Consider the following 26,274-nt stretch of genomic DNA (forward strand, 5'->3'; position numbering starts at 1 on the left):
ATCTGATTATTCTGATGCAAAGGTGCTCTACTAGACGCAATTTGCCCCAGAATAACGACTCACTACTTTCGTTAATAGTTTGACCTCTTGCCTAACAAGTTCTTAACTTGTTATGTGGCTTTGTCCGCTGTTCAGCCGAAAAAACGCTTATTTATTCAAGGGCACTTTATTCTCAAAATGAGAAAAGGACCCCTAAATGACTGTTGATGTAACATTCAAAGATTTAAATTTAACACCTGAAGTACTTAAAGCCATAACCGATATTGGCTACGAGACTCCTTCACCCATTCAAGCACAAGCGATCCCTGCATTAATGACGGGAAATGACATTCTTGGTATGGCGCAAACGGGTACAGGTAAAACTGCGGCGTTTGCTCTACCTGCGCTTTCACAAGCTGACATCAAGCAAAAAAACCCGCAAATTTTAGTTTTAGCTCCTACCCGTGAGTTAGCGATTCAGGTAGCAGAAGCCTTCCAAGGGTTTGCTCACCATATGAAAGGTTTTCACGTTCTACCAATTTACGGTGGTTCAGATTACGGCACACAAATTCGCGCTTTAAACCGAGGTGTTCATGTTGTTGTTGGTACGCCAGGCCGTGTTATGGATCACATTCGTAAAGGCACCCTAAAGTTAGACACACTTAAACTACTTGTTTTAGATGAAGCCGATGAGATGCTTCGCATGGGCTTTATTGATGATGTTGAGTGGATTCTTCAGCAAACGCCAGAAAGCCGTCAGATTGCGCTGTTCTCTGCAACCATGCCAAAAGAAGTGCACCGTATTGCCTCTAACTACTTAAATAATCCAACCGAAGTGATTATTAAGCAGCAGACAGCCACTGCAACGACCATTGAACAAAAATACCTATTGGTGAGTGGTGGTCATAAACTTGATGCGTTAACCCGTATTTTAGAAGCTGAAGAGAACATTGATGGTTCAATCATCTTTGTTCGTACTAAAACGGCTACAGTTGATTTAGCAGAACGCCTAGAAGCACGTGGTTATGCGGCTGCAGCACTTAACGGTGATATTGCCCAGAATCAACGTGAGCGTATTGTTGACCAACTTAAAAAAGGTAAGCTAGATATTTTAGTTGCCACAGACGTTGTAGCCCGTGGGCTTGATGTGCCGCGTATCAGCCACGTCTTTAACTACGATATCCCACAAGACAACGAATCTTATGTTCACCGTATTGGACGTACAGGTCGTGCAGGACGCTCTGGTACAGCGGTATTATTTGTTACCCCACGTGAACGCCGTCTATTAAGTTCAATTGAGCGTACAACTAAGAGCAAGATTCCTGAAATGCACTTACCTTCAACACAAGACATCAACGACAGTCGTGTTGAGAAGTTTAAATCACGTATTATCGAAGCTACTCAGCTTGAAGATACCGCTTTCTATCAAGAGATGATTGAGCAAATTGAGAATGAGAAAAATATTCCTGCGGTAGAAATTGCAGCTGGTTTAGCACGTTTATTACAAGGTGATATTCCATTCTTTATGTCTGACAAGCCAATCCGTGAGCCACGTGCAGAACGTAACGCTGGCGATGATCGTGGCGGACGTGACCGCGGTGGTCGTTCAGAACGTAGTGACCGCGGCAGTCGTGAACGCAAGCCTCGTCGCGAACGTTCAGCAACACCTGATGAAGGCATGACTCGCTTCCGTATTGAAGTGGGTAATCAACACGGTGTTCGTCCTGGTAATATCGTTGGCTGTATTGCTAACGAAGCGGGCTTAGACAGTGAATTTATTCGCCAATTAAATATTGAAGATACTTACAGCACAGTTGATCTACCTTCTGATATGCCTAAAGCGGCTAAAGAAGATTTGAGCAAAGCTTGGGTTTGTGGTCAACAGCTTAAAATTCGAGAAGTATCGGGCAGTACAGGAGGTGAACCTCGTAAACGTCTTTCACGCAATAAGCCTGCTGGCGGTGCTGGAAAAGACAAGGGTAAACCACGTCGCGCTCCAAAACGCAGTTAACTGGTAAAGGTTAGCTAAAAAAAAGCGCTGTTATCTAAGATAACAGCGCTTTTTTTATACCTAAAATAGACTCAAATTAAACATCAAAGGCTTTAGATATTTAGGTGAACCAAGTTGGAGATAAATTAGTCTAACAACTTAAAATCAACATCAGGCAAGCTCTCATACCCTGGCCGCGCAAAAAAGAACCCTTGCATCAACTCAACCCCACGTTGTTCAAAATAACGAACTTCTTCAATCGTCTCAACACCCTCAGCCAATACCGTAACGTTAAGCTGTTTAGCCATATCCAATACTGAGTTAACAACAATCTGCTTCACTTTATCCTGCTGAACATTCTTAACTAAAGAGATATCCAACTTAATCAGTTCAGGCACAAAACTCGAGAACATACTTAAACTTGCATAACCTGCGCCAAAATCATCCAAAGCTGTCACAAAACCCTTAGCTTTATAATATTCAAAAATTCCTTTTAAATGCTCTAAGTCATAGGGCTTTTCAGATTCTGTTACTTCAAACATAATTCGTTCTAATGGAAAACCACTCACTTCAGCCGCACGAATCGTATTTCTTATACAATGTTCAGGCTTATAGACCGCATTAGGTAAAAAGTTAATGCTAAGCATCGACTCTAATCCCAATTGATTTGCCAGTGAAATCGCCTTTGTACGGCACCTCTGATCAAAGGAGTGACAGTTATCACTGTTTACTTTTTTTAAAACATCATAAGCTGTTCTGGTAATCCGATCCCTAACCAACGCTTCATAACCGTGGATAGTACGCTTTGCCACATTCACTATTGGCTGAAATGCCATCGTAAAGTCAAAATCAAACGACTGACTGCACTTTGAACAACCCTCTGGAACATACAAATCCATAATCTAGTACCTAAACCATTAACCGAAAGACAAAACTCATTTCTCAGTCACTATACAGAAAAAATTTATATTTAAAAGTTTTGATGATGAGCACAATTATCGGATGATTATCTTCTTAAATAATTTACTTAGACAAGGGTATTTTGCAAACCCACTGATCACCTTGAGTTATTAGCCTTCTTTGATGGACAGTACTGAATTTACTTATTTGTAATTAATTGCTCTTTAGCCACTTTGGTTAACTGCTTGATTTCATATTCGCGCTTAGAAGCATCACTACGATTATTATGCGTCTCTGAATATGCCAATTCACATGGTTGACGAACTTTGGTGTATTTAGCTCCGCCAACTAATTCACCATTATGTTGGCGTAGCCGTTTTTTTAGATTGGTGGTTATGCCGCAATACAAACTATTGTCGGCGCAACGCAAAAGGTAAACATACCAGGCCTGGTTGTTTTGATTTACCGTGTCCAATGACCCGATTTTCCGCCAATTTTTTCGAGCAATTTTACTTGATCAATCACCATACCTCGATCAACTGCCTTACACATATCGTACAAAGTAAGTGCAGCAACGGATGCGGCGGTTAAGGCCTCAATTTCAATCCCCGTTTGCCCTACCGTTTTGCAAGTCGCTTCAATCACCACACAGTTCTTTTCTAAGTCAGGTGTTAGCTCTACCTTTACTGAAGTAATCATTAAAGGGTGACACATTGGAATTAAGTCAGGTGTGCGTTTTGCTGCCATAATCCCAGCAATACGAGCCGTTGCCATGACATCGCCTTTTTTATGCTTACCTTCAACAATCATTTTTAAAGTTTCTGGTTGCATAAAAATAGTAGCCGTTGCCGTTGCCGAACGCTCTGTGTGTGCTTTGGCACTGACATCCACCATACGAGCTTGCCCTTTTTCATCTAAATGGGTTAATACGTTATCTGTCATTAGATTCTCCTAGAGAGTTTTGTGTGAGTGGCGGGCATTAGAAAAAATTGGAAAAACTTTGCTGATGAAGGCAAAAAGCGCAGCTAATAGCTAGCTATTAGTAAGATTTCTCTCTCTTATTCATCCACTGGGTTAAACGGGTAAAAAGCGACTTTATCGCCTCTATGAATCTGAGTATCTTCAGGTATGACCACAAAGCCATCCGCCCAAACGGTTGAGGTTAATACACCAGAACCTTGATTAGGGTAGATTTCTACCACACTGATTTGGTTTTTATTGACTAAACGCGCCCGAGCAAACTCACGCCTAAAGCCTGCCTTAAGCCAATCAAAGTCAGCTTCCAACCAAATAGGTTTGGCTTTAAGATTGTTAGCACCTTGCATTTTCAGTAGGTATGGACGTGCAAAAAGGTTAAACGTTGCAAAAGCGGACACAGGATTACCAGGTAACCCTATAAAAGGAGTACCTTGAATATCGCCATAAGCAAGGGGTTTACCTGGTTTCATTTTGACTTTCCACATATCAAGACGACCAAGTTGCTCAATAGCGGGTTTGATATGATCCTCTTCACCTACGGATACGCCACCAGTGGTAATTACCACATCAGCAAGCTCTGCAGCTTTTTTCATTGCTTCAACCGTAGCATCAATCGTATCTTCAACTCGACCCAAATCAATAAGCTTGAAACCTAATTGCGGTACTAAACCATTTAATACATAACGGTTTGCATTATAAATTTTGCCAGGCTGTGCCGCTTGACCAGGTTCAAGCAGTTCATCGCCAGTGGTAAAAGTGGCAATGGTGAGCGGTTTATATACCGTTACTTGTGCAAACCCAATAGAGGTTATTAATCCTAAATCTTGAGGTCTTAACTTATGACCAGGTTTTAAAATAGTGGTGTTTTTGGCAATATCTTCACCCACCACTCTAATATTTTGATTTGGTTTAGTCTTTTGAGCGACGATTCTAATTCTGTTTTCACCTACTTGCTCAGTTTCTTCTTGCATCACCACCATATTCGCACCTTCAGGAATTGGGGCTCCTGTAAAGATTCTTGCGGCAGTACCTGTCTGTAAAGGCAATGGCGTTGTCCCTGCGGGAATTCGCTGACTAACCTCAAAGGTATCGTTATGCTCCAAGTCAAAGCCGTGCAAGGCATAACCATCCATCATGCTATTGTCGTGTGGAGGAACATTAACGGGTGACACAATAGGTTCGGCTAAAATACGCCCTAAAGCATCAAAGATAGAAATGCTTTCTGTTTGCTTAGTTGGTATGGCTTTGGTTAATAGATAGTGTAAGGCTTCATCAAACGTTTTCATGGGTAGTCTCTACATGGGAACTGAAAAAAATCCCCGCAATGCGGGGAAATGACAGATTCTTTTTCTTTAATTATTAGGATTATTAATACTCGTACACAAGGCAAAAAATCTTTTATTTCACCCAACGTTTTTCTGCATCTTTATCTGAAATACGTGCATCCACCCAACGTTCATCGCCGTTGGGTAAGGTTTCTTTTTTCCAAAATGGCGCATTGGTTTTAAGGTAGTCCATAATGAAGTGAGAGGCATAAAAAGCATTTTCTCTATGACGACTTGATACTGCAACCAAAACAATCTGATCAGTTGGGTACATTTTACCAATACGATGAATAATTAAACTTGATTCTAATTTCCAACGCTGATGTGCTTCTAAACGTATTTTTTCTAATGCTTTTTCCGTCATGCCTGGATAGTGTTCCAACTCAAGAACACTAACCTCATCACCTTCATTAATATCGCGAACGGTACCCACAAAGCTGACTACCGCACCAATATCCTTATGACCAGCACGTAAAGCAGCTACTTCAGTGGTTAAATCAAAATCTTCTGTTTGAATTTTAATAAAAGGAAATGGATTCACGAAACCTTAACCGCCTGTAACGGGTGGAAAGAAAGCAACTTCATCACCAGCCTTAATTAAAGTATCCCTTTGTGCAACATCATGATTGACCGCAATCTGTAAATTTTGATTATTAAGTAAAGCTTGTTGCCAGTTTTCACCTCGGGTAGCTAAATCTTCAATAAGCGCTCCTACAGTTGCATGATCGGCCTTGATTTGCTCATCGGCCTTGCCTAACATTTCTCTAAAGCTTGCAAAATATAATACATTTACCATTTTACCTTCCTATTCAAAGAGTGGACTTAACCAAGGTTAACCACCAAGTTGAACCATTTGTCTAAATTCAATATTGTGAACATTTTCGTTAAAGAAGTGTTTTTCTGGCTTCTTCAACATCGCATCAGTAATAAGCTGCTCAAGCTCTGCATCCGTGATTCCGTTACGTAATGGCGTTCTTAGATCAACAGAATCTTCCTGACCTAAACAAAGTGCCAACACCCCTTTTGCCGTTAAGCGTACGCGGTTACAAGTTTCACAAAAATGTTGAGAAACAGCCGAGATAACACCGATTTTAGTATTCGTACCAGCGATTATAAAGTTACGAGAAGGTCCATCATGGGTTTTACCCGAGGCTGGAATTAAGTCTGCTCCGACATGTTTCTTCACTCTGGCAAGTATTTTATCCGCCGAATAATGCTGATCCATCATGCTAACGCCAGCAGGCCCAATTGGCATAGTCTCAATAAAACGAACCTCTACACCCTTTTCTAAGCCATAATCCACCATCGCTTCAATTTCATCATCATTGGTGCCTTTCATAACCACCATATTAAACTTTACTGGCTTCATACCAACTTCTAGCGCCTTATCGACACCTGCTAAAACCTTAACCAAATCACCACCACGGGTAATCTTGTTGAAACGTTCTACTTTCAATGAGTCTATTGAGATATTGCAACGGGTAATTCCCGCTTTAGTCAGTGCTTCTGCCTCACGACCCAAGTGGTGAGCATTGGTTGATAAAGCAATATCTTCAAGACCTTCATATTGGTTTATTTCTTCTACTAGGCTCGCGAGATTTTTTCTAACTAATGGTTCACCGCCAGTCAATCGTACTTTGGCCACACCTAAATTCACGAAGGCTTTAATAATACGTGCTAACTCATCATACGAAAGATATTCAGTATGTGTTCCATCAGGATGCACACCTTGCTCAGGCATACAGTAACCACAGCGATAATTACACTTATCGGTGACTGAGACTCGAAGGTATTCAATTTTTCGGTTAAATGGATCTATCAATTCTTTACGCATAATATCTATCTTGTTATCGCTAGCGATATAGCCAAGCGGGAATAACGCATTTTACACGTAACACATATTAGAATTCAATTATTTATCAGAAAAAAGTGTTGTGATAGGCATTAAATTTCTTAATGAAATTAAGTACATATCGCTTCAAAGACTTTACCTAAACTTACCAGGCCTGGTAAATTTAAGATTTATAAGATTAACCGAGACATAAAAAAACCCGCGACTACAAAAGTAATCGCGGGTTTTAAAACATAGATTTTAACTGACTTAAAGTCCGAGAAGTGCTGTTAAGGCAAGGCAGATGTGGAGAGCCTACTCTCGTAGGTGACCCACATCTAACGCAGAATTAACTGTGCTTATCGGGTCTTTAAGGCGTTAAAACTACATTCCAGCGTGACCTACACCTGGCTTATCTTCATGCATACGTTGTGGAACGTTATACTGAGGAGTACCATCAGGTAGTTTACGTGCTTGACGGTAGCTGTGAATATCACCTTTACCGTTACCAACTTGCGCATCAGGACAGTTAGTCATGCAACGCTCGTTATGAATAACAGGACGGTGGTCACAGAAGAAGTTACCTTGGTTCTTCATGTACTTGTTCTGCTTCATCAACACTTCTGAGTTATAGAAAGTATCACCTTCTAGCTCAGTCCCTTCGTCATCCATCGGGATATAGTTAGACTGCATGATATAACCAGTCATACCCATATATCCAGCATCACCAATATAAGGTGCGTTTGGAGTCCAGAAAGGCATAGTACGACGAATATAATCAAATAATGTGGCAGCATATGGCCAGTAGTTACCTACTGCTTTCATAGGTGCTGGATCGTAGAAGTCAGAAGTAACTAGGTTTTCTTCAACTGCTAGAGGTAGGTAACCTTTAGCACCTTCACCAAATTCACCGTGACACATACCACAGAATTGAACGTAAACCTTAGCACCTTCATCTACAGTCATACCAACTGAAGGATCAGGAAGACCTTTACCGTCACCATCAACAACGATGTTCCACTTTTCAAGTGCTGCTTCAGCGATTGGCGTACCAAATCCACGTGCAGTATAGTCGTCATTGTGATAGTTTTTAGCAACACTTTCGTGAACTTCAGTGAAAGCTAAAGGAATTTTACACTGAGCGTTACCGTGGTTACCACCATCGATGCTGTCATCTACCTCAAAAGAGTAAGGGTTAGCAGGGTCTAACTTACCTTCAAGACCATCACGACCATGAGTTGCATCTTTACCTAAAATCGCTTCGATAACTTTAGAATCTAAATATTTACCATCTGCGTTTTTGATAATTTCAGCGTAGTTAGCTGCATATTTACCATTAATTTTTTCACCAGCTGCTGAGTTGCTGTCTGAAGAGCCAGACATTGCAAGTACAGAACCTGAGAATAATGCTGTAACAGAAGCTACAACTAAAGTTTGTTTAGTACTGAACATTTTCGATCATGCCTCCGTTTTTACCATCTTCCCAATCGTGTACACGCCATGTAACCATTGCTGTACGGTGATAAACGTTGTTAGTACCTTCAATCTTACGCATTTGAGGCATAGGAGGTTGTACATAACCTGTTTCATCAGTAACGCGGCTCATTAGGAACGCTTCTTTACCATCCCATTCCCATTCAAGTTCGAAACGAGTCCAAGCTTTATCAAGAACAGCAGAAGTAAAGTGAGCTTCTTTCCAGTTTTTACCACCGTCAACAGAAACGTCAACGTGAGCAACTTTACCACGACCAGACCAAGCTAAACCACGAATGTAGTATTTACCAGGACCTTGCATTTTAAAGTCAGGAGATGGGTAAGTAATTACTGAGTTTGCTTCCATGTACCATGAGAAACGCTGTGCAGTTCCATCAGGCATAAGCTCAGTATATTTAGAAGTTTCTTCACGGTGTTGCATAGGCACATCATGAACTTGGATACGACGTAGGTATTTAACCCACATGTTCGCTTCGCAACCAGGAACAACTAAACGAATTGGGTAACCCTGTTCACGACGTAACGCTTCACCATTCTGAGCGTAAGCGATAAAACAGTCATCCATTGCTAATTCAACAGGAAGTGAACGAGCCATACCAGATGCATCCGCACCTTCAGGAATGATCCACTTACCTTCTGGCTTGATACCAGCTTCTTTCAATAGGTCAGATAGACGAACACCTGTGTATTCAACACAAGACATCATACCGTGAGTCCACTGAACAGAGTTCAACTGAACACCTTTCCATTCCATCGCGCCGTTAGCAGGACACTCTACGAAGTGGATACGTGAAACTGATGGGAAACGCTTAAGATCATCCATAGTGAAGATTAATGGACGTTCTACAAGACCGTGAATTACTAAACGGTGCTCATCAGGATTGATGGTAGGTACACCACCGTGGAAACGTTCAAAGTGAAGACCGTTAGGAGTGATGATACCGTGCAACTGGTGCAGTGGAGTCATAGTGATAGACGCCATTGAATCAGGAGTTAACCACTCAAGTGTACGACGCTGAACTTCTTTCTCGAAAGGAGAAGGCATACCGTAAGGGTACTTACGAACACCAAAACCAAGTGACTTACGTGCAGCCTGATCTTGTAGTACAGTTGTAATTTCTTCTTTACCAGCATAAGGGGCTACTGCTTTCTTAGCATCATAACCAGCACCTTCTGCTGCACTAGCTGCTTTAGTGAACATCACACCACCAGCTACAGCCGCGCTACCTTTTAAAAAGGCACGACGACCTTGGTTGCGACTATCTTCAGTCTGAACTGCAACCTTTTCTACGATTTGATCTGTCATTTATTGCTCCTTGATGGCCTTACTAAACAGTAACACCCCAGATTCAAGAGTTTAAATTATCCAAATAGCCTGATTGCCAAGTAGTTGAATTACCAACCAGGGCTAATACAGTTATTGCTAGCTAGCTATAATAAATTTTAAAATCAATGACTGCAAGTCTAAACACTAGAAAAATTAGGATTCTCTTATATAATTTTTTTATAACTACCACGATTTATTTCTATGCGCCATCAGCTAACTGACTAAAAACACACTATATAGTAGGTAGCGACTCTCTCGAGCAGATTGGACCCATTTTTGGATTTTCGATGTCTTCAGCAACCTGACTTAAAAACTGCTGTAGTTCATCGATTGTTAACACTGATAAAATCTTATTCATAATTTCTGGATGGATAGCCACCGTTGTAAATTGACCTGAACCTAATTGCACTTGCACCCCGCAAGCATCGGCAATGGCACCGCCATCATCATTACCTTCAATTTGTGCCGCCTGCTCTCCAAAAAGCATTTCGCCATACTCTTCTTCAATCTGCTCCATGATTTCATCACTCAAGCCATCAGCTATCTTAATCGTAAAAGAGTCATCATCTGTATGAGTAATATCTGTTTCCAACTGAGCATCGATACCCAAACTTTGGCAATAGGTTTGAAATCGCTTTGCCAAGTCTTCGTCAAAAAACATATACTCCATTAAATCATCCACGTTCAGGTTCCTTTATTTTTAATGCTTTGCCAGGTATCATTCGATACACAGTAACTTTTCTCTTTTCAGTTTCTCGCTGACTATCTTATAAGGTATTTATCATGATTGATCGCCAATTCCCCATCACCCGCATGCGTCGTATGCGTAAAGATGACTTTTCACGCCGTTTAATGCGCGAAAACGTACTGACAACCAATGACTTAATTTTGCCTATGTTCGTTATAGAAGGCCACAATAGCCGTGAACCCGTAAAATCTATGCCAGGAGTTGAGCGTCTGAGTATAGACCTTTTGGTGGCAGAAGCCAAAGAGATTCATGCTTTAGGCATTCCAATGATTGCCCTTTTCCCTGTCACGCCTCCAGAGGCCAAATCTCTAACTGCAGAAGAAGCCTACAACCCAGAAGGTTTGGCCCAACGTGCTGTACGAGCAGTCAAAGCGGCCTGTCCTGAATTAGGCGTAATGACCGACGTGGCTTTAGACCCATTCACTACGCATGGCCAAGACGGCATTATTGATGAAAATGGTTATGTATTGAATGATGACACGATTGATGCACTTATGTTGCAAGCCCTGTCCCATGCCGAAGCAGGGGCTGATGTGATCGGACCTTCAGATATGATGGATGGCCGTATCATTGAAATCCGTGAACTGCTTGAAGAACACGGACATATTAATACCCGTATTATGGCTTACTCGGCTAAGTACGCCTCCTCTTATTATGGACCTTTCCGTGATGCGGTCGGTTCTGCGGGCAACTTGGGCTCTGGTAATAAATACACATACCAGATGGATCCTGCCAATCGCAATGAAGCTTTACATGAAGCCTCCCTAGATTTAAATGAAGGCGCAGATATGGTGATGGTAAAACCAGGTATTCCTTATTTAGATATTGTGCGTGACATTAAAAACGAATTTAAAGCGCCCACCTACGTTTATCATGTGAGCGGTGAATATGCGATGTTAAAAGCCGCAGCCCAAAATGGTTGGATTGATGAAAAACCCGTGGTACTTGAAACGCTACTCAGCTGTAAACGAGCTGGTGCAGATGGTATTTTGACCTATTACGCCAAACTGGCCGCCATTTGGTTAAAAGAAGCTCAACAGGATTAATGACATGACAGATAAATATGCCGTTGTTGGCTGCCCGATTGGTCATTCCAAGTCACCGCTGATTCATCGGCTCTTTGCCGAACAAACCCAACAAGACATGGTGTATGAGGCCATTTTAATTGACCCAGAAGAGAGTTCATTTAACTGGGCAATGGCGGATTTAAAAAACCAAGGTTATAAAGGTATCAATATTACCGTGCCATATAAACTTGATGCTTTTGAATACGCCGACACACTAACCGAACGTGCTCAAAATGCACATGCCATCAACACCTTTAGCTTCAATACGGATGGAACGGTTTCTGGTGACAATACCGATGGCATCGGTTTAATCAATGATATTGAAATCAATGGCCAATGTTTATTTAAAGACAAAAAAGTACTGATTCTTGGTGCTGGAGGCGCTGTTCAAGGTATTTTAGAACCGCTTTTAGAGAAGTTACCAGGCCTGGTACATATTGCCAATCGAACCGCCAAAAGAGCTCAAATATTGGGGGAACGTTTTGAAACTTCTGTGCCAATCAGCTCAAGTGGGTGGGAGGATATTCCTACACAGACTTTTGATATTATCATCAATGGCACTTCTGCTAGCTTAGAAGGTAAGTTACCGCCTATCTCAAATACATTAATTGGTGAAGACAGCTTGGTTTACGACATGATGTATGGTGCCAAGCCGACTGTATTTATGAACTGGGCAAAACAAGCTCAACCGAATTGCCAAACCATGGATGGTTTAGGCATGTTAGTGGGTCAAGCGGCTGAAGCGTTTTACATTTGGCGTGGCGTTCGTCCTGAAACGGCTAACGTAATTAAAGAAGTGAGAGAAACAATCTCCTAATCACTTACCAGGCCTGGATGTTTAACCAACAACCTTTTAACCTACCAGGCCTGGTTATCTCGCTAATCTACTTCTTGTGCTTGATATTCATTCTTTAGTTTCACATAGTGTGCCGCAGAATATTTAAAAAAGGCAATCTCTTTATCGGTTAATGGGCGTGCCTGTTTCACAGGCGAACCCACGTAAAGATAACCGCTTTCCAAAACTTTACCAGGCGGCACTAAACTGTTTGCCCCTACCAAAACATGCTTTTGAACTACCGCATTATCTAAAACAACTGCCCCCATACCAATCAAACATTCATCCTCAATAATACAGCCATGTAAAACAGCGTTATGCCCTACGGTCACATCTTTACCAACTATACATTTTGAACCCTTTGATATATCGCTCTCATGCGTAGTATGCACCACTGCACCATCTTGAATATTAGACCGTGCACCAATCACAATGTCGTTTACATCACCCCGTAAAGTCGCATTAGGCCAAATTCCAACCTCTTCACTTAAAACCGTTCTACCAATGACAACGGCACACTCATCCACCCAGGCCGTTTGCGCAACTTGCGGTATAAATGACTTGTATCTTCTAATTGCCATTCATTTTCTCCATGATTAATTTGATATTTACCCATTAATTATAGCGCAGTAAACAGACTGTAAATACGTTTAGATAATAGAAACATTATGGTCAAGAAGTACTACCTAAAAACTTTTATAATGGCCAAAAAGCCTTTATTAGCCCTCCAGTGAAATAAGTCTATAATAAAACTCAAATACGATTTTTTACCACCCAGAGGCTTTACATGACAACAACAAACTCTGAAAAACGCCGACATGTGCGATTCCCATCAAGCCGACCTGTTTTAATGATTGTCAATAACAAAAGCATCTATGCGGTTATGACCGACTTTTCACGCCACGGGATTGGATTTACCACAATTGAAAAACCCGATATTCATAGTCGAATAGAAGTTCACTTTGATATCCCAAATACTGACCTACCCAACGCCATAAAACCCTTTCAATTTAAGGCCGAAGTAAAACACTGTATAAATTGTGGTCAAGAAAGTCATATTGGGGTGCGTTTAGAACTACCTAGTGAAGAGTACTTGAGATTATTTGATGCATTGTCTGCAGCGTAGCACAACAAGTGATTGACACTTAATCGGTCAATTTAAGCATTTCAAGCACCCATTATGATTCATTTTAATTTACAATAGTCTTGTTAAACTGAATCGACAATTGCTGAGCAAGGTAGCCTAATGAAAAGCACTAATAAAAGCTTATTACAACCTAGAAAAAAGCCCTCTCAAGATTATATAGACCGCCGTCGAGAAGCCAGACTGCCAGCGCACCTCCCCTCTATTCTTATTCAACAAGGTCAAACAATATATACAACCATTATCAACCTATCTTCAACGGGGATTGGTTTTCTTTCTGCCGTGCCGCTTGGTACCGATGAACAAGTGGAAATTAATTTTGAACGAAAAACGGTGAACACCATGGTTCCTGTTAACTTAAAAGTTCACGTTCACTCTTGTAAAGAGGTCGATTTCGAATATTACATTGGTGGGAGCATCACAAAAAACTCATTGGAATATAAAAAGTTTTTTGAAACGGTTGACGAATCATCCATAGAAGCAGAATAGAAAAAACTGAGTTTTCCGCTAAGTAAACATCAATAAGCATTAATAAGCGTTAATAAAAAATACACCATATTGAATAGAAAAAGGCCGTTTTAAAAACGGCCTTTTTAGTTTCTAAAAACAACATCGTTATTAGAGTTAACGCATAGTCACCAACTCTTCTGAGCTCGATGGGTGTATTGCAATCGTGGCATCTAAATCGGCTTTCGTTGCGCCCATTTGTACAGCGACAGCAAAGCCTTGTAACATTTCGTCTGCACCATCACCCACAATGTGAATACCCACCACTTTTTCATCTTCACCCGCTACCACCAACTTTAATGCGGTTTTAATCTGGTGCTGAGTAAAAGCGTAACGCATTGGCGTAAATGAAGAGGTATAGACTTTTACATTATCATGCCCATATTCTGTTCTGGCATCGTGCTCAGCCAAACCAACGGTACCCACTGGCGGATGCGAAAAAATCACCGTAGGCACAGAGCTTAAATCTAACTTTAGGTGCGGTTTATTATTATATAAACGTTCTGCTAAATAACGACCTGCACGAATCGCTACTGGCGTTAATTGCGGTTGACCTGTTACATCACCAATCGCATAGATATTATCAACCGCCGTTTTGTGATTTTCATCCACATCAATAAAGCCTTTACCATTTGCAGAAAGGCCTGCGTTTTCTAATGCTAAAGGCTCAATTAAAGTGGTACGACCAACGGCCCAAACAACCTGATCAAAACCTTCAATCTTTTGGCCATCTGTACTGTAAATTGTTAAGGTGCCGTCTTCAGCACGTTCAAGCTTTTTAACAGCAAAGTGGTACTCTTTAGTGATTCCACTTTCTAACATGGCATCGGTAAGTGTTTCACGAATCATGTCATCAAAGCCACGTAATACTAAATCTTTACGGCTAATCAATGTGGTGTCTGTGCCTAATGCTTGAAACACACCAGCAAGTTCAACGGCAATGTAACCACTGCCCACAACGGCTACTTTTTTAGGCTGTTCTTTTAAGGCAAAAAAACCATCAGAATTAATGCCTAAATTGGCATTTTCTGTTTCTTGAGGAATTAATGGTGTGCCACCAGGTGCAATCACAATGGTTTCTGCGGTATAGGTTTTGCCATCAACCAAAACGGTATTTTTATCAACCAAACTTCCCCAGCCAGTTAATACATCCACCCCTTTATCAGACATATAACCACCATACCAAGTGGTGATATTGCTAATGTACTGTTCACGTTTTTCCACTAGCGTTGCCCAATCAAAACCTTTTTGCTCAACATCAAACCCAAAGTCTGGAGCGTCACGCAAAGCTTCGGCAATGTGTGCACCAAACCACATCACTTTTTTAGGTACACAACCAATATTGACACAAGTTCCGCCTAACTTTTTGGCTTCAACCACCGCACATTTTTTACCGTATTCTGCGGCACGTTCTACAATTGATAAACCGCCACTTCCTGCGCCAATTGCAATTACATCATAATCAAAACTCATGGTTAATCCTTTGCTCTAAAGAGACTTAATACCAATAAAAAAGCCGATAGTAATGAATTATTATCGGCTCTTTAAGAATCTACTTTTTAAATTTACCAGGCCTGGTAAATTTAAAATTATCACAGTTTATCGCTTTTAGCTTTAATCATTACTTAGCTAAAAACACTTCTAAATCATCAGAACCACCAATGTGTTCACCTTCGATGAATACTTGTGGCACTGTGCTTGCCTGAGCAACCGCACGTAATGTTTTAGAACTTGGACCGTGGTTAGAAATGGTAATTTCTTCATAAGAAATCCCATTTTCTGTCAACATCGCTTTCGCTTTTTTACAGAATGGGCAACCAGGCTTAGTAAAGATTGTTGCAACGCGTGGTGGCTTGGCTTCTGGGTTAATATAAGCAAGCATGGTATCCGCATCAGATACTTCAAATGGGTCGCCTTCTACTTCTGGCTCGATAAACATTTTATCGATTACGCCATCTTTAACCACCATTGAATAACGCCATGAACGCATACCAAAACCAATATCTGTTTTGTCTACTAACATGCCCATACCATCAGAAAACTCACCGTTACCATCGGGGATAAGCATCACGTTATCACACTCTTGGTCTTCAGCCCAAGCGTTCATAACGAAAGTGTCATTCACTGACATACAAACAATACTATCAACTCCGTTTGCTTTAAACACAGCCGCTAGCTCGTTAAAACGCGGTAAATGGCTAGATGAGCACGTAGGGGTAAATGCACCTGGAAGCGAAAATACTGCAACGGTTTTACCTGCAAATAAGTCATCAGAAGTTACGTTTACCCATTCGTCGTTTTGACGAGTACGGAATGTGACTGCTGGTACTTTTTGACCTTCTTTATTTACTAATGCCATTCTACTTCTCCTTAAGTTAAACACCATACGTGCTCTAAAAATGCTTTAAATTGTTTCTTATAAATTATTTTGTTAACGAGCTTTCTCGATAACTTGAAGCCAGTTTAGCGAACAACTATTCATTTATAAAGTTAATTATATTAACCATATCAATAGCTATTGACTATCATTAAAAACCAGCCTTATAAACAAGAGGCTTGAGCGATTTAGACTACTTAATTTTACTAAATTCTTTTATTTTTTTAACAAAACGACAAAAAAGAAAAGTTACTGCAAGGTTGAACCTTGAAGTGAACGCATAAAAGGCTCTAAAGCCTCTTTTTCTTGAGCGTATTTCATTAACAAAGCTAACACCGCTTGATCTTCATGCGAAGAGGCAATTCTGGCGGCTAACTGAAACTCTCTGTCCACCACACTGCCTTTAAACCCATCTAACTCAAGTAAGGCCGCAACCAAGCCTACATTTTGTAACAAACAAGCCGCTTGTAGAGCTTTAACAGGTTCACCAGCAGCATCTTTAGCCACTTCTAACTGAGGTGAGACAAAATAGTCTTGCATTAACACCATACTCATCCAATAGTTCATTTCTGGTTCCGCTTCACTTTCTAAAGCGTGCATAAACATCTCTTTAGGATCTGTGTTATGTTTTTGCACCAACGTTTTCACTATCTGCGTAAAAGAGTCGCGATTTTTTTCATCTAAATTCAGTAAGTTCATTTCAAATTTCAACTTTTTCTTTCTATTTTAACAAGCCGTTTTTTTGCAAATTATACACCAAACCTGCTTTAGCTATTTTGCTTTGTCTACAATACCTTTACTGACCGATTGTTTTGTTTTATTTGATAATTTCAATCAATTTTTTCTGTTTTTTATTTGGTATAAATCGACTAAATCCTCTGCACTAGCCAACGAATAAATCGTTTTTTAAATGTAGTTACATTCGTGCAAAGGTCTCTTTTAATCAAATGCGCTCTTGTGCAAAGTATCTCTTGCTAGGCAAACGCTCTATTTTATGAATACAATCCAAAATATACTCGCATTATCGGTTTTCTTTTCTTTATTAACCGTTTATTAACACCCACTACTCTATACTTAATTAAAAGATGGCTAAAAGGTCAATCAACATGCAGTTAAATATACTATTAGTAGAAGACAATTTAGACTTAGCCAATACCTTAATCGATTTCTTTGAGCTAGAGTCCATTATTTGCGACCACGCATTTAATGGCAAGATTGGTCAACATTTGGCCTTAATCAATCAATACGACGTGATTCTATTAGATATAAACCTACCTGGAATGAATGGCTTAGAGGTTTGCCAATCACTTCGTTTAAGTGGCATAGAAATCCCAATTTTAATGCTCACGGCGCAGAATGGTCTTTCTGACAAACTCATTGGTTTTGAAAAAGGGGCGGATGATTATCTGATTAAACCCTTTGAAATATTAGAACTGATTGCAAGAGTACGAGTACTGGCTAAACGTCGTAGTGGCGCAACACAAAAATTGACGATTGGTGCTTTAGAAATGGACATAGCAAGCCACCAAGTTTCTATGAATTCACAGATTTTAAAAATCTCACCTACGGAATGGATTATCTTAGAAAAGCTCATGCGAGCTAGCCCGCAAGCGGTTTCAAAACAAGAATTAATTAGAGCTGTCTGGGGAGAAGAGTCACCGCCAACGGACAATCTTAAAGTACATATACATCATTTACGCAAAGAGATTGAACAACAATCGGCCTTACCTATAATACAAACTGTAGCAGGGTATGGTTTTCTTATTCCAGCACCACAAGAGAAAAACGCATGAAATTTAGTGCCAGCCTAAAATTTTACTTTATTGGCATAATGGTTGTTATTGGTATATCCCTTTTATTAGGTTACTTTGTATTGGGAAATCGTCTTTTTATGCAAGGCATGGATACGGTGATGCTTAGCAATATGCAAAAAGCCGTAGAAGCATACCAAAAAGGCGCTGATGCCAATAACCAACCATGGTCTTTAAATAATGATTTTGTGATTGAAAAACACTGGGAAGACTTACCCCAAAACTACCAACAGACTTTTCAAAAACCTGAAAAAACAAACACACTTTATAAAATAAAAATCACACCAAAAAATGAATCCCGTGCTAGCGAAGTCTATTTTATGGTGCACGTGGATTACGCTGACCTTCCCAATGTATTTGTTGGTCGTAAACTTAAACTTTCTCAAGCACCAAGGCTTGGGATAGATTATGCCGATCGCTCTCGAACCATCTTAAACTTAACACTGGCTTTTTTAGCTGTGGCATTGGCATTTTTACTGTTTTTTATTTTAAAAAGCATTGGTCGTCCCGTTGAAGAACTGGGTTTATGGGCCAAAAAGTTAGATCCCTACTCTCTTAAAAAACCCGCACCATCTTTTCGCTATAAAGAACTTAATCAACTGGCTGAATTAATACAAAATAGTTTAAACAACACCCTTGAAACCATTGAGCGGGAAGAAAGGTTTTTAAAACACGCCAGTCATGAACTGCGTACACCTATTGCCGTTATTCGCAATAATGTTGAATTATTACAACGTTTACACCCAACTCCTTCTCAAGCCGAACAAGCGGTTTTAAACCGTTTGTACCGTGCAGGTTTGACCATGACGGATTTAACCAATACCTTATTATGGATGAGCCATGAAAAAGATCACGAAATTCCACAAAGCCAATTTAGACTTGATCTTCTTATCACTGATTTAAATGAATCTTTAACGTATTTAGTTGCGAATAAATCCATTAAGATTCTTTCAGATGTTCATGACTTTGAAATAAAACTAGCTCAAATACCTTGTCAAATTGTCATTAGCAACTTACTAAGAAACGCTTTTGAACACACTTGGTCAGGTGTAATATCGATTGAACAAAAAGCCAATCAATTAACCATTAAAAACCCTATTGATTCACTTAATGCAGAAAACAAATTGGGCTTTGGATTAGGTACTGCTTTGGTAAAACAGCTATGTGACCAATTTAATTGGCAACTCTCTTTTGTAAAAACCGAAAACCAACATTTTGTTCGTGTTATTTTTAATTCAGCCTCTTCAATTTCTAGCAGGCCTGGTAAACAGGATGGAAAAAACCATGTTTAAACGATTAATTCTTGTTACAGTTTTAGGCTTACCATTTGCGGGTTTAGCCTCGCTAAGTGGTTGCAGCACCCCCACCAGAGAAGCCCCTATTATTCAAGATATACCCTCACAATGGGATACCCAAAACAAACAAAAACAAGCTTCAACGTCTGAAGCTTCTCAACAAACCACAAAGTGGTGGTTAAGCTTAAATGACCCTATTCTTAATGATTTGATAGAACAAGCCTTAAAAGCAAATCCAGACTTATTAAGTGCACTTTCTAGCATTAAAGAGGCACGTGCTTACCGTATTCAAACAGAAGGTGCTTTGTATCCCAGCTTAACCATTGGTGCCAATGGCAGCCGAACCTACAGCAATAGAACCGATATCACCAGCGATAACTTTTCACTTGGGTTAGATGCTTCTTGGGAACCAGATATTTTTGGGCAAAACTCCAAAACATACAGCTCTTCACAGGCCTTAGCAAAAGCCTCTCAAATGGACTATGCCGACATGGCGGTTAGCTTAACCACCGAAGTGGCTAACACCTATATTGCATTACGTAATGCTCAAGCCCAAAAACAACTCACCCAAAAAACCTTGAGCAGCTGGCAAGAAACCATCGAATTAACCAGTTGGCAAGCTAAAGCAGGGTTAGTAAGTGAACTGGATGTGGTACAAGCTAACCGAAGTTATGAACAAACCAAATCGACTATTCCTAGTTTTGACGCCACTATTCAACAATCACAATACGAACTGGCTTTGCTTTTAGGTAAAACACCCACTATTTTACAGTCCACATTAAAGAATCCTGGCGTATTGCCTAAAATCCCTAATATAAGTGATATTCCTATTCCTGCGAATGTGCTTTTGCAACGACCTGACGTAAAAGCCGATGAACAGCGCGTATTATCGGCTATGGCGTTAACCGATTCGGCGAAAGCCAACCAATTACCAGGATTTACGCTTGGGGGTAATATTGGTTTGGATGGCAATACCCTTGCCAAACTCTTTTCAATAGACTCTTGGGTTAGCGGGTTAAGTGCTGGCATTGTACAAACCTTGTTTGATCACGGACAACTGCAAGCGCAAGTCGATATTAAACATGAACAAGAAGTTCAGGCAATTTTAACCTTACGCTCAACCATTTTAAGTGCGTTAAAAGAGACTCAAGAGGCTTTAAGCAATGTTCAGCTTAATAAAAGAACACTGGCATCACTTAACAAGGCATTGCTGGCCTCTGAAGAGGAAGTTAAGTTATCCACCCTGCTTTATGAATCAGGGCAAGCAGATTTCTTTACGGTACTAACCGCACAAAGAACGTTGCTGTCTTTACGCCAACAATATTTAACAGCTGAAACAAACTCCTTAAACAATATTACCACCTTAACCCAATCAATCATGGGCGGCTGGGCAATACAACAATCACAACAAGTCATCGATAAAGCAAACAACCCATCTAATAATGAACCAGACGCTAATTCAGACCACGTTAGCACACAACAAGGAATGCAAAAATGAGTCAAACACCCGAATCCTTAAAAGAACAGCTAGGGCTTGATGTTAAACCAACCCGCTCATCGTTGATTTTAAAAATTGTGGCCTTTGTTATTTTATTTGCCCTTTTTGCTTGGGGCGTAAACACCTTTTACCCTAAAGAGGATTTAGCGCCAATTTATAAAATGGGCAATGTTTCACGTGGAGACATTAGAGCAACGGTTTCAACCACAGGCACTATTCAGCCAACCAATGAGGTTGAAGTGGGTAGTGAACTTTCTGGAACCGTTGATGAGGTACTGGTAGATTACAATAGTCCCGTTAAAAAAGGACAGCTTTTAGCCCGTTTAAATACCGACAAACTTAAAGCTCAAGTTCTACAAACCCGAGCCGCCTTAAAAGTGGCCAAAGCGGGTGTAATCGAAGCTGAAGCATCCTTACAAGAAGCAAACGCAGAATATGAAAGACTGGTAGAAGTTCGCAAACTTTCAGGCGGTAAATTACCCTCTAAAGCAGATTTTATTTCGGCTAATGCTGCCAAAGAACGAGCGCAAGCCACCAAAACAACCGCCGAAGCTCAAGTTGAACAGGCTCAAGCCAACTTAGATCAAAACCTAACCGATTTATCTAAGGCCAATATCGTGTCTCCTATTAATGGTATTGTGCTAGAACGCTCTATTGAACCAGGACAAACTGTGGCCGCAACCATGTCTGCACCCGTTTTATTTACACTCGCCGAAGACCTAACAAAAATGGAACTCGAAGCCGACGTGGATGAAGCCGATGTTGGCCAAGTGGCTGAAGGGCAAACGGCCACTTTTACGGTTGATGCTTATCCTAATCAAGAATTTCCAGCGATTATCAAGCAAGTTCGTTATGGCTCTGAAACCACCGATGGCGTAGTGACATACACCTCTTTATTAGAAGTCTCTAACCAAGATTTAAAACTGCGTCCTGGCATGACCGCAACTGCAAATATTTTGGTTAAAGAGAAAAAGGATGTTTTGAAAATACCCATAGGGGCTTTACGCTTTACCCCAGAATTAATTGGCCAAGCCAAAGAGAGTAAAAGCATTATTGAATCGCTCTCGTTTCGCCCTCCTTCTAGTAAAGGTGAAATCATTAAAGTAGAAGTAGAGAATGGATATAAAAAAGTCTGGCAGTTGGTTAACGGTAAACTCGAATCCATTAAAATCAAAGTGGGCGATTCTGATGGCGGCTTAATCGAAGTGACTGAAGGCGACTTAAAAGAGGGCGAAGAGATTATTACAGGCGTTGAGGTACCCACCAAATGAAGCCGTCACCAGACTTAGAACCAGTGATTGAGTTTAAACAAATCACCAAACGTTTTGGGCAAGGAGAGTCTGCGTTTGATGCGTTAAAAGGCGTAAACTTTAAAATTTATAATGGTGAATTTGTGGCCATTATGGGGCCGAGTGGTTCGGGTAAATCGACCGTCATGAATTTGCTCGGTTGTCTAGATACCCCGACCAATGGTCACTATCTTTTTAAAGGTTTACCCATTGAAACGCTAAACCGTGACGAACGGGCTTTATTACGACGTAATCACCTTGGATTTGTCTTTCAAGGTTTTAACCTACTTGGACGAACTTCGGCCATTGAAAACGTTGAATTACCCTTAATTTACCGTGGTGTACCCAGTAAACAACGACGCTTATTGGCTGAAAAATCATTAGAACGTGTTGGCCTAAAAGGCTGGGAAGACCATTCGCCAGGGCAACTTTCTGGCGGACAACAACAACGTGTAGCCATTGCCCGTGCTTTAGTGACCGATCCACAAATTTTACTGGCTGATGAACCCACGGGTAACCTAGATACCGAACGAAGCCATGAAATTATGAAATTACTAAGCGAACTCAACAGTGAAACAGGTATCACCGTATTAATGGTCACCCATGAACCTGATATGGCCGAATACGCTAGTCGTTTAATTCACTTTGTCGATGGAGATGTAGAAAGTGATCAGCAACAAGCGGCTAAACTAGGAGAATCACAATGATTTGGAATGCATTTTTACTCGCCATAAAAGAGATTCGCCGTAACCTAATGCGTTCCGCCTTAACCATGCTCGGTATTATTATTGGTGTGGCCGCCGTGATAACCATGGTCACCCTTGGTAACGGCGCAACTGCTAAAGTAACTGAACAAATCTCTAGTTTAGGGAGCAATTTACTAATGGTAATGCCAGGTCAAAGAATGGGGCCAGGTAGCGGGTCTTCAGGTGCCAAAATGTTTAAACTAGAAGACGCCGAAGCCATACAACAACAAATCACCTCCTTAGTCGCTGTTGCCCCTAGCGTGAGAAGTAGCATGACCGTTATCTACGGCAACGATAACTGGTCAACCACCATTACTGGCACCAATAATGACTACTTTACTACGGGCAGTTGGACAATCGCTCAAGGCCGAAACTTCACCAGCAATGAACTTAAAGCAGGTAAAACCAGTTGTGTGGTTGGCAATACCATTATTAAGGAGCTTATGCCCAATACTGAACCTCTTGGCAAAGAGCTTCGTCTACAAAACTTCACCTGCAAAATTATTGGCGTACTCGACTCTAAAGGCCAGTCCATGATGGGTAATGACCAAGATGACACCATTATAATGCCTTTAAAAACAGTGCAACGACGCATTACTGGTAATAATGATATCAGCATGATGCGTATCTCGGTCAAACCCAATGTCGATAGTGATGTTGTCAACCGAGCCATTACTATGCTTTTAAGAGATAGACGCCATTTAAGTGATAGTGAAAAAAATGACTTCTCTGTTATGGATACCACCGAAATTACCGCCACAATGACGGGTACCACCAAAGTCATGACCATGCTACTGGGCGCGGTAGCTGCGGTAAGTTTAGTGGTTGGTGGCATTGGCATTATGAATATTATGCTGGTTTCGGTGATAGAACGTACCCACGAAATTGGTATAAGAATGGCGATTGGTGCCATGGAACGTGAAGTGTTGTGGCAATTTTTAGTTGAGGCCGTGGTACTCTCAACCTTAGGCGGCGTGATTGGCATAATACTCGCCATTGGCGCTTCAGCCATTGTGAGCGATATTATGTCCATACCCTATATATTAGATTTTAGTATTATCTTTTTGGCATTTGTATTCTCTGCCGCAGTGGGCGTCGTGTTTGGCTACTTTCCTGCCAGAAACGCCGCACGTTTAAATCCAATTGATGCATTACGACATGAATAAAGAGATTTTAACTGCAAAGATTATTTGACCACGAAGACACGAAGTTTTTTAAGGTAAAAGAAGGATTGAACCTATTGAATAGAAGCCACAACCCTAATTATTAACTGTCCGTCATTATCGGGCTTGACCTGATAATCTCACGTCTTAAAGGAGATTTCCGTGTCAAGCACGGGAATGACTATGGAAGTTTATGAATCGTCATTGCGAGATGAAGGCGTGGCAATCTATGGCGTACAATGCGATTTCTGCCATGAATTATTCGCGTTGCTCACCCTACGGGTCGCCTTAAAAGGCGTTCTTCGCTCTAAAGAGCTTGTGCTTCACTGCGTTCGCAATGACCGTGTTGGATTAAAATTTACCCACTGCTCGCAAAATTTAGTTTGCCATAGCGCGTACCAGGCCTGGTAAAACGGTAATTTTTTTTATTTCAAACCCTTCGTGCCTTCGTGGTTAACTCTTAAAAACCTTCGCGGTTAATCCTCAAAAACATCTGTGAAAAAACAATAAAGTTTGTCCTTTATATTAAAAAATACAATAAAGTTTGTCCTTTTATGTTCCACAGTATAGGATTTTGGCCATTCCTACTTTAAAGGCGAACTCTATGTCTCCAAGAAAACTTCAATCAAATAAAGACTTTGCTCCAGCATTAGAAAATTGAGATAGAAAATAATATGGTCTTTAAAACTATCGAGGTGTAGATACCATGTCTTAACCAAGCATTCAAATAATATTTTGAGGAGTGTAAGGGGTTTGTGACTTTATGACACCAAAACAGATTTGAACTAATTTGCGCATAGCCGCACCCAGAGCTTGCATCTTAGTTTTCCCAGCTTTTAGAAGGCGTTCCTTTTGAGATTTTATATCAGGATTATGGGTAAATGCCTTAACGGCGGCCAAGTAAAGTTTTGCCCTGATTCTGGAAGGCCCGTTTTTACTTAACGATGTACGACCTTTAAAGATTCCTGATTCATTAATTTGGGGGATCAAGCCTAAATATGCCGCTAATTGTTTAGCATTTTTAAAATCTTTATATGCGAATAATGAAACTAATTCTCTTGCCATGACTGGCCCGATGCCTTTTATGCTCATAAGCAATTTTTTGTTATTTCTAAGCACCACATTGCTTTCTATAAGCGCGTCAATATCAGCCTTACATATGGAGATTTCTTGGAAAAGATATTGAATCATTCGGTTGATTGAATCAATTGTCAATTGAGATTGATTGCCGATAGTTGCAGCTTCAAGACGATTATTTTCACGCAAAAAGTCTTTTTCTAAAGCGGATAACCTGTGATTCATTGCTTTTAAATCTTGTGCCATAGGATTCATTGGCATCCATAATTTAGGGATTTCCTCATGAGATGCCCCAAATCGAGCAAGCATCAAAGAATCACCTTTATCTGTTTTATGAATTGAACCAACAGACAAAGCAAACTTTTTTGCCTTCCCCGGATTTGCAATAAAAACCATAAATTCTGAAGCATATAAAAATGAGGCTAGTCTTTCATGATAAACCCCAGTAGCTTCTAGGGTAACTAAAATATCATTAGGATTGCTGCTACTTGTAACTAATACCCAATCGAGTAAATGTTGAAAGCCCTCGCTACAGTTGGTGAATTTCTTGAAAATTGGTTTTTGGTTTTGTTTGAAAATGCATACATCGATATTACTTTTACCGACATCCATCCCTATGTTTTGTCGCATAATTTAACCCTCTCCACTTGTATTTACAGCATCATCTTTTTTCAAAGAGCACTTGGATACCATTCAGTTTTAATTAAATGAGTGAAGTCAGGGCATAATCTACAGCGCATTGTTAAACAATTGGTGGTCAAACATGCTCACTGACTTCAAGCGAAAATGATAGCTAATCATTCCTCGCTTCAAGATACAAGTGGTCAAGTAAAAGTGGTCACATCTCTAGGATTTGAATAAGTCTTGAATTCGCATAACAAGTGCAATTAACT

General features: G+C 40.5%; 27 protein-coding genes. 12 read left to right on the forward strand and 15 right to left on the reverse strand.

Translation table 11 applies throughout. From position 1 onward, the window contains the following. Positions 1 to 196 precede the first annotated feature (196 nt). Positions 197 to 1,990, forward strand: a complete 1,794-nt coding sequence (locus A379_RS06360) for a DEAD/DEAH box helicase (RefSeq protein WP_040726869.1) — start codon at positions 197 to 199, stop codon at positions 1,988 to 1,990. A gap of 125 nt (positions 1,991 to 2,115) precedes the next feature. On the opposite strand, the gene A379_RS06365 is transcribed toward A379_RS06360, so the two are convergent. From A379_RS06365 to A379_RS06410, 10 genes are all read right to left on the reverse strand, one after another. After that, on the reverse strand, positions 2,116 to 2,868 hold the full coding sequence (locus tag A379_RS06365) for an EAL domain-containing protein (protein ID WP_040726870.1): 753 nt from the start codon (positions 2,866 to 2,868) through the stop codon (positions 2,116 to 2,118). 200 nt (positions 2,869 to 3,068) lie between these two features. Continuing rightward, on the reverse strand, positions 3,069 to 3,344 hold the full coding sequence (locus A379_RS06370; protein WP_040726873.1) for a GIY-YIG nuclease family protein: 276 nt from the start codon (positions 3,342 to 3,344) through the stop codon (positions 3,069 to 3,071). Beyond that, positions 3,332 to 3,811 carry a cyclic pyranopterin monophosphate synthase MoaC gene (gene moaC, locus A379_RS06375; RefSeq protein ID WP_040726881.1) on the reverse strand — a complete coding sequence of 160 codons (480 nt, stop codon included), beginning with the start codon at positions 3,809 to 3,811 and terminating at the stop codon, positions 3,332 to 3,334. The genes A379_RS06370 and moaC overlap by 13 nt, the downstream gene beginning before the upstream one ends. A 116-nt stretch (positions 3,812 to 3,927) precedes the next feature. Further along, positions 3,928 to 5,133 carry a gephyrin-like molybdotransferase Glp gene (glp, locus tag A379_RS06380; protein WP_040726882.1) on the reverse strand — a complete coding sequence of 402 codons (1,206 nt, stop codon included), beginning with the start codon at positions 5,131 to 5,133 and terminating at the stop codon, positions 3,928 to 3,930. Between the two features lie 112 nt (positions 5,134 to 5,245). Continuing rightward, positions 5,246 to 5,713 carry a molybdopterin synthase catalytic subunit MoaE gene (moaE, locus tag A379_RS06385; RefSeq protein WP_040726885.1) on the reverse strand — a complete coding sequence of 156 codons (468 nt, stop codon included), beginning with the start codon at positions 5,711 to 5,713 and terminating at the stop codon, positions 5,246 to 5,248. 6 nt (positions 5,714 to 5,719) lie between these two features. Further along, positions 5,720 to 5,968: a molybdopterin converting factor subunit 1 gene (gene moaD, locus A379_RS06390; protein ID WP_040726886.1), complete on the reverse strand. Its 249-nt coding sequence runs from the start codon at positions 5,966 to 5,968 to the stop codon at positions 5,720 to 5,722. A gap of 36 nt (positions 5,969 to 6,004) precedes the next feature. Next, positions 6,005 to 7,006, reverse strand: a complete 1,002-nt coding sequence (gene moaA, locus A379_RS06395) for a GTP 3',8-cyclase MoaA (protein WP_040726889.1) — start codon at positions 7,004 to 7,006, stop codon at positions 6,005 to 6,007. Positions 7,007 to 7,387: 381 nt separating this feature from the next. Next, on the reverse strand, positions 7,388 to 8,455 hold the full coding sequence (locus tag A379_RS06400; protein ID WP_040726890.1) for a c-type cytochrome: 1,068 nt from the start codon (positions 8,453 to 8,455) through the stop codon (positions 7,388 to 7,390). Continuing rightward, positions 8,442 to 9,803 carry a sulfite dehydrogenase gene (gene soxC / locus A379_RS06405; RefSeq protein WP_040726895.1) on the reverse strand — a complete coding sequence of 454 codons (1,362 nt, stop codon included), beginning with the start codon at positions 9,801 to 9,803 and terminating at the stop codon, positions 8,442 to 8,444. Before soxC ends, A379_RS06400 begins: the two co-directional genes overlap by 14 nt. 253 nt (positions 9,804 to 10,056) lie before the next feature. Continuing rightward, a complete protein-coding gene (locus tag A379_RS06410) occupies positions 10,057 to 10,506 on the reverse strand; it encodes a hypothetical protein (RefSeq protein ID WP_040726897.1) in 450 nt (149 codons plus the stop codon). A gap of 101 nt (positions 10,507 to 10,607) precedes the next feature. Between A379_RS06410 and hemB the strand changes: the two genes are divergently transcribed. Beyond that, positions 10,608 to 11,618, forward strand: a complete 1,011-nt coding sequence (hemB, locus tag A379_RS06415) for a porphobilinogen synthase (RefSeq protein ID WP_040726898.1) — start codon at positions 10,608 to 10,610, stop codon at positions 11,616 to 11,618. Between the two features lie 4 nt (positions 11,619 to 11,622). After that, on the forward strand, positions 11,623 to 12,456 hold the full coding sequence (gene aroE / locus A379_RS06420; RefSeq protein ID WP_040726903.1) for a shikimate dehydrogenase: 834 nt from the start codon (positions 11,623 to 11,625) through the stop codon (positions 12,454 to 12,456). A 62-nt stretch (positions 12,457 to 12,518) separates the two neighbouring features. On the opposite strand, the gene A379_RS06425 is transcribed toward aroE, so the two are convergent. Continuing rightward, positions 12,519 to 13,055: a gamma carbonic anhydrase family protein gene (locus A379_RS06425; RefSeq protein WP_040726905.1), complete on the reverse strand. Its 537-nt coding sequence runs from the start codon at positions 13,053 to 13,055 to the stop codon at positions 12,519 to 12,521. A 206-nt stretch (positions 13,056 to 13,261) separates the two neighbouring features. Between A379_RS06425 and A379_RS06430 the strand changes: the two genes are divergently transcribed. Beyond that, entirely contained in the window at positions 13,262 to 13,600 is a 339-nt protein-coding gene (locus A379_RS06430; RefSeq protein WP_040726907.1) for a PilZ domain-containing protein, read from the forward strand. Positions 13,601 to 13,720: 120 nt separating this feature from the next. Then, entirely contained in the window at positions 13,721 to 14,107 is a 387-nt protein-coding gene (locus A379_RS06435; protein ID WP_040726910.1) for a PilZ domain-containing protein, read from the forward strand. Positions 14,108 to 14,242: 135 nt separating this feature from the next. Here A379_RS06435 and gorA read toward each other — a convergent pair whose 3' ends face one another. From gorA to A379_RS06450, 3 genes are all read right to left on the reverse strand, one after another. Further along, on the reverse strand, positions 14,243 to 15,598 hold the full coding sequence (gene gorA, locus A379_RS06440; RefSeq protein ID WP_040726913.1) for a glutathione-disulfide reductase: 1,356 nt from the start codon (positions 15,596 to 15,598) through the stop codon (positions 14,243 to 14,245). A gap of 148 nt (positions 15,599 to 15,746) precedes the next feature. Then, on the reverse strand, positions 15,747 to 16,484 hold the full coding sequence (locus A379_RS06445; protein ID WP_040726918.1) for a glutathione peroxidase: 738 nt from the start codon (positions 16,482 to 16,484) through the stop codon (positions 15,747 to 15,749). A 267-nt stretch (positions 16,485 to 16,751) separates the two neighbouring features. Continuing rightward, on the reverse strand, positions 16,752 to 17,201 hold the full coding sequence (locus tag A379_RS06450; protein ID WP_040726922.1) for a hypothetical protein: 450 nt from the start codon (positions 17,199 to 17,201) through the stop codon (positions 16,752 to 16,754). A 407-nt stretch (positions 17,202 to 17,608) separates the two neighbouring features. On the opposite strand from A379_RS06450, the gene A379_RS06455 reads away from it, so the two are divergent. The 7 genes from A379_RS06455 (at position 17,609) to A379_RS13030 (ending at position 24,715) form a co-directional block, all read left to right on the forward strand. Then, positions 17,609 to 18,295, forward strand: coding sequence for a response regulator transcription factor (locus A379_RS06455; RefSeq protein ID WP_198525654.1), 687 nt, complete (start codon positions 17,609 to 17,611; stop codon positions 18,293 to 18,295). Continuing rightward, entirely contained in the window at positions 18,292 to 19,605 is a 1,314-nt protein-coding gene (locus A379_RS12680; protein ID WP_051145054.1) for a HAMP domain-containing sensor histidine kinase, read from the forward strand. The genes A379_RS06455 and A379_RS12680 overlap by 4 nt, the downstream gene beginning before the upstream one ends. Next, complete coding sequence (locus tag A379_RS06465) at positions 19,598 to 21,106, forward strand: efflux transporter outer membrane subunit (RefSeq protein ID WP_040726926.1); 1,509 nt, start codon at positions 19,598 to 19,600, stop codon at positions 21,104 to 21,106. The genes A379_RS12680 and A379_RS06465 overlap by 8 nt, the downstream gene beginning before the upstream one ends. Further along, a complete protein-coding gene (locus tag A379_RS06470; RefSeq protein WP_040726930.1) occupies positions 21,103 to 22,377 on the forward strand; it encodes an efflux RND transporter periplasmic adaptor subunit in 1,275 nt (424 codons plus the stop codon). The genes A379_RS06465 and A379_RS06470 overlap by 4 nt, the downstream gene beginning before the upstream one ends. Then, the gene (locus A379_RS06475) at positions 22,374 to 23,102 is read left to right on the forward strand and encodes an ABC transporter ATP-binding protein (protein ID WP_040726931.1); all 729 of its coding nucleotides are present in this window, start codon (positions 22,374 to 22,376) and stop codon (positions 23,100 to 23,102) included. Before A379_RS06470 ends, A379_RS06475 begins: the two co-directional genes overlap by 4 nt. Continuing rightward, complete coding sequence (locus A379_RS06480) at positions 23,099 to 24,307, forward strand: ABC transporter permease (RefSeq protein WP_040726933.1); 1,209 nt, start codon at positions 23,099 to 23,101, stop codon at positions 24,305 to 24,307. Before A379_RS06475 ends, A379_RS06480 begins: the two co-directional genes overlap by 4 nt. A 159-nt stretch (positions 24,308 to 24,466) precedes the next feature. Next, on the forward strand, positions 24,467 to 24,715 hold the full coding sequence (locus tag A379_RS13030; RefSeq protein WP_157832348.1) for a hypothetical protein: 249 nt from the start codon (positions 24,467 to 24,469) through the stop codon (positions 24,713 to 24,715). Between the two features lie 312 nt (positions 24,716 to 25,027). On the opposite strand, the gene A379_RS06485 is transcribed toward A379_RS13030, so the two are convergent. Beyond that, complete coding sequence (locus A379_RS06485; protein ID WP_040726935.1) at positions 25,028 to 26,011, reverse strand: IS110 family transposase; 984 nt, start codon at positions 26,009 to 26,011, stop codon at positions 25,028 to 25,030. Positions 26,012 to 26,274 lie beyond the last annotated feature (263 nt).

It is taken from the genome of Thiomicrorhabdus sp. Kp2 (assembly GCF_000478585.1).
In the GTDB taxonomy this organism is placed as follows: domain Bacteria; phylum Pseudomonadota; class Gammaproteobacteria; order Thiomicrospirales; family Thiomicrospiraceae; genus Thiomicrorhabdus.

Excerpts from the sequence above, each read along its gene's own strand:
- A379_RS06360 (WP_040726869.1), top strand. The coding sequence starts at position 197 with ATGACTGTTGATGTAACATTCAAAGATTTAAATTTAACACCTGAAGTA.
- A379_RS06365 (WP_040726870.1), bottom strand. The coding sequence starts at position 2,868 with ATGGATTTGTATGTTCCAGAGGGTTGTTCAAAGTGCAGTCAGTCGTTT.
- moaC (WP_040726881.1), bottom strand. The coding sequence starts at position 3,811 with ATGACAGATAACGTATTAACCCATTTAGATGAAAAAGGGCAAGCTCGT.
- glp (WP_040726882.1), bottom strand. The coding sequence starts at position 5,133 with ATGAAAACGTTTGATGAAGCCTTACACTATCTATTAACCAAAGCCATA.
- moaD (WP_040726886.1), bottom strand. The coding sequence starts at position 5,968 with ATGGTAAATGTATTATATTTTGCAAGCTTTAGAGAAATGTTAGGCAAG.
- moaA (WP_040726889.1), bottom strand. The coding sequence starts at position 7,006 with ATGCGTAAAGAATTGATAGATCCATTTAACCGAAAAATTGAATACCTT.
- A379_RS06400 (WP_040726890.1), bottom strand. The coding sequence starts at position 8,455 with ATGTTCAGTACTAAACAAACTTTAGTTGTAGCTTCTGTTACAGCATTA.
- soxC (WP_040726895.1), bottom strand. The coding sequence starts at position 9,803 with ATGACAGATCAAATCGTAGAAAAGGTTGCAGTTCAGACTGAAGATAGT.
- hemB (WP_040726898.1), top strand. The coding sequence starts at position 10,608 with ATGATTGATCGCCAATTCCCCATCACCCGCATGCGTCGTATGCGTAAA.
- aroE (WP_040726903.1), top strand. The coding sequence starts at position 11,623 with ATGACAGATAAATATGCCGTTGTTGGCTGCCCGATTGGTCATTCCAAG.
- A379_RS06425 (WP_040726905.1), bottom strand. The coding sequence starts at position 13,055 with ATGGCAATTAGAAGATACAAGTCATTTATACCGCAAGTTGCGCAAACG.
- A379_RS06430 (WP_040726907.1), top strand. The coding sequence starts at position 13,262 with ATGACAACAACAAACTCTGAAAAACGCCGACATGTGCGATTCCCATCA.
- A379_RS06435 (WP_040726910.1), top strand. The coding sequence starts at position 13,721 with ATGAAAAGCACTAATAAAAGCTTATTACAACCTAGAAAAAAGCCCTCT.
- gorA (WP_040726913.1), bottom strand. The coding sequence starts at position 15,598 with ATGAGTTTTGATTATGATGTAATTGCAATTGGCGCAGGAAGTGGCGGT.
- A379_RS06445 (WP_040726918.1), bottom strand. The coding sequence starts at position 16,484 with ATGGCATTAGTAAATAAAGAAGGTCAAAAAGTACCAGCAGTCACATTC.
- A379_RS06450 (WP_040726922.1), bottom strand. The coding sequence starts at position 17,201 with ATGAACTTACTGAATTTAGATGAAAAAAATCGCGACTCTTTTACGCAG.
- A379_RS06455 (WP_198525654.1), top strand. The coding sequence starts at position 17,609 with ATGCAGTTAAATATACTATTAGTAGAAGACAATTTAGACTTAGCCAAT.
- A379_RS12680 (WP_051145054.1), top strand. The coding sequence starts at position 18,292 with ATGAAATTTAGTGCCAGCCTAAAATTTTACTTTATTGGCATAATGGTT.
- A379_RS06465 (WP_040726926.1), top strand. The coding sequence starts at position 19,598 with ATGTTTAAACGATTAATTCTTGTTACAGTTTTAGGCTTACCATTTGCG.
- A379_RS06470 (WP_040726930.1), top strand. The coding sequence starts at position 21,103 with ATGAGTCAAACACCCGAATCCTTAAAAGAACAGCTAGGGCTTGATGTT.
- A379_RS06475 (WP_040726931.1), top strand. The coding sequence starts at position 22,374 with ATGAAGCCGTCACCAGACTTAGAACCAGTGATTGAGTTTAAACAAATC.
- A379_RS06480 (WP_040726933.1), top strand. The coding sequence starts at position 23,099 with ATGATTTGGAATGCATTTTTACTCGCCATAAAAGAGATTCGCCGTAAC.
- A379_RS06485 (WP_040726935.1), bottom strand. The coding sequence starts at position 26,011 with ATGCGACAAAACATAGGGATGGATGTCGGTAAAAGTAATATCGATGTA.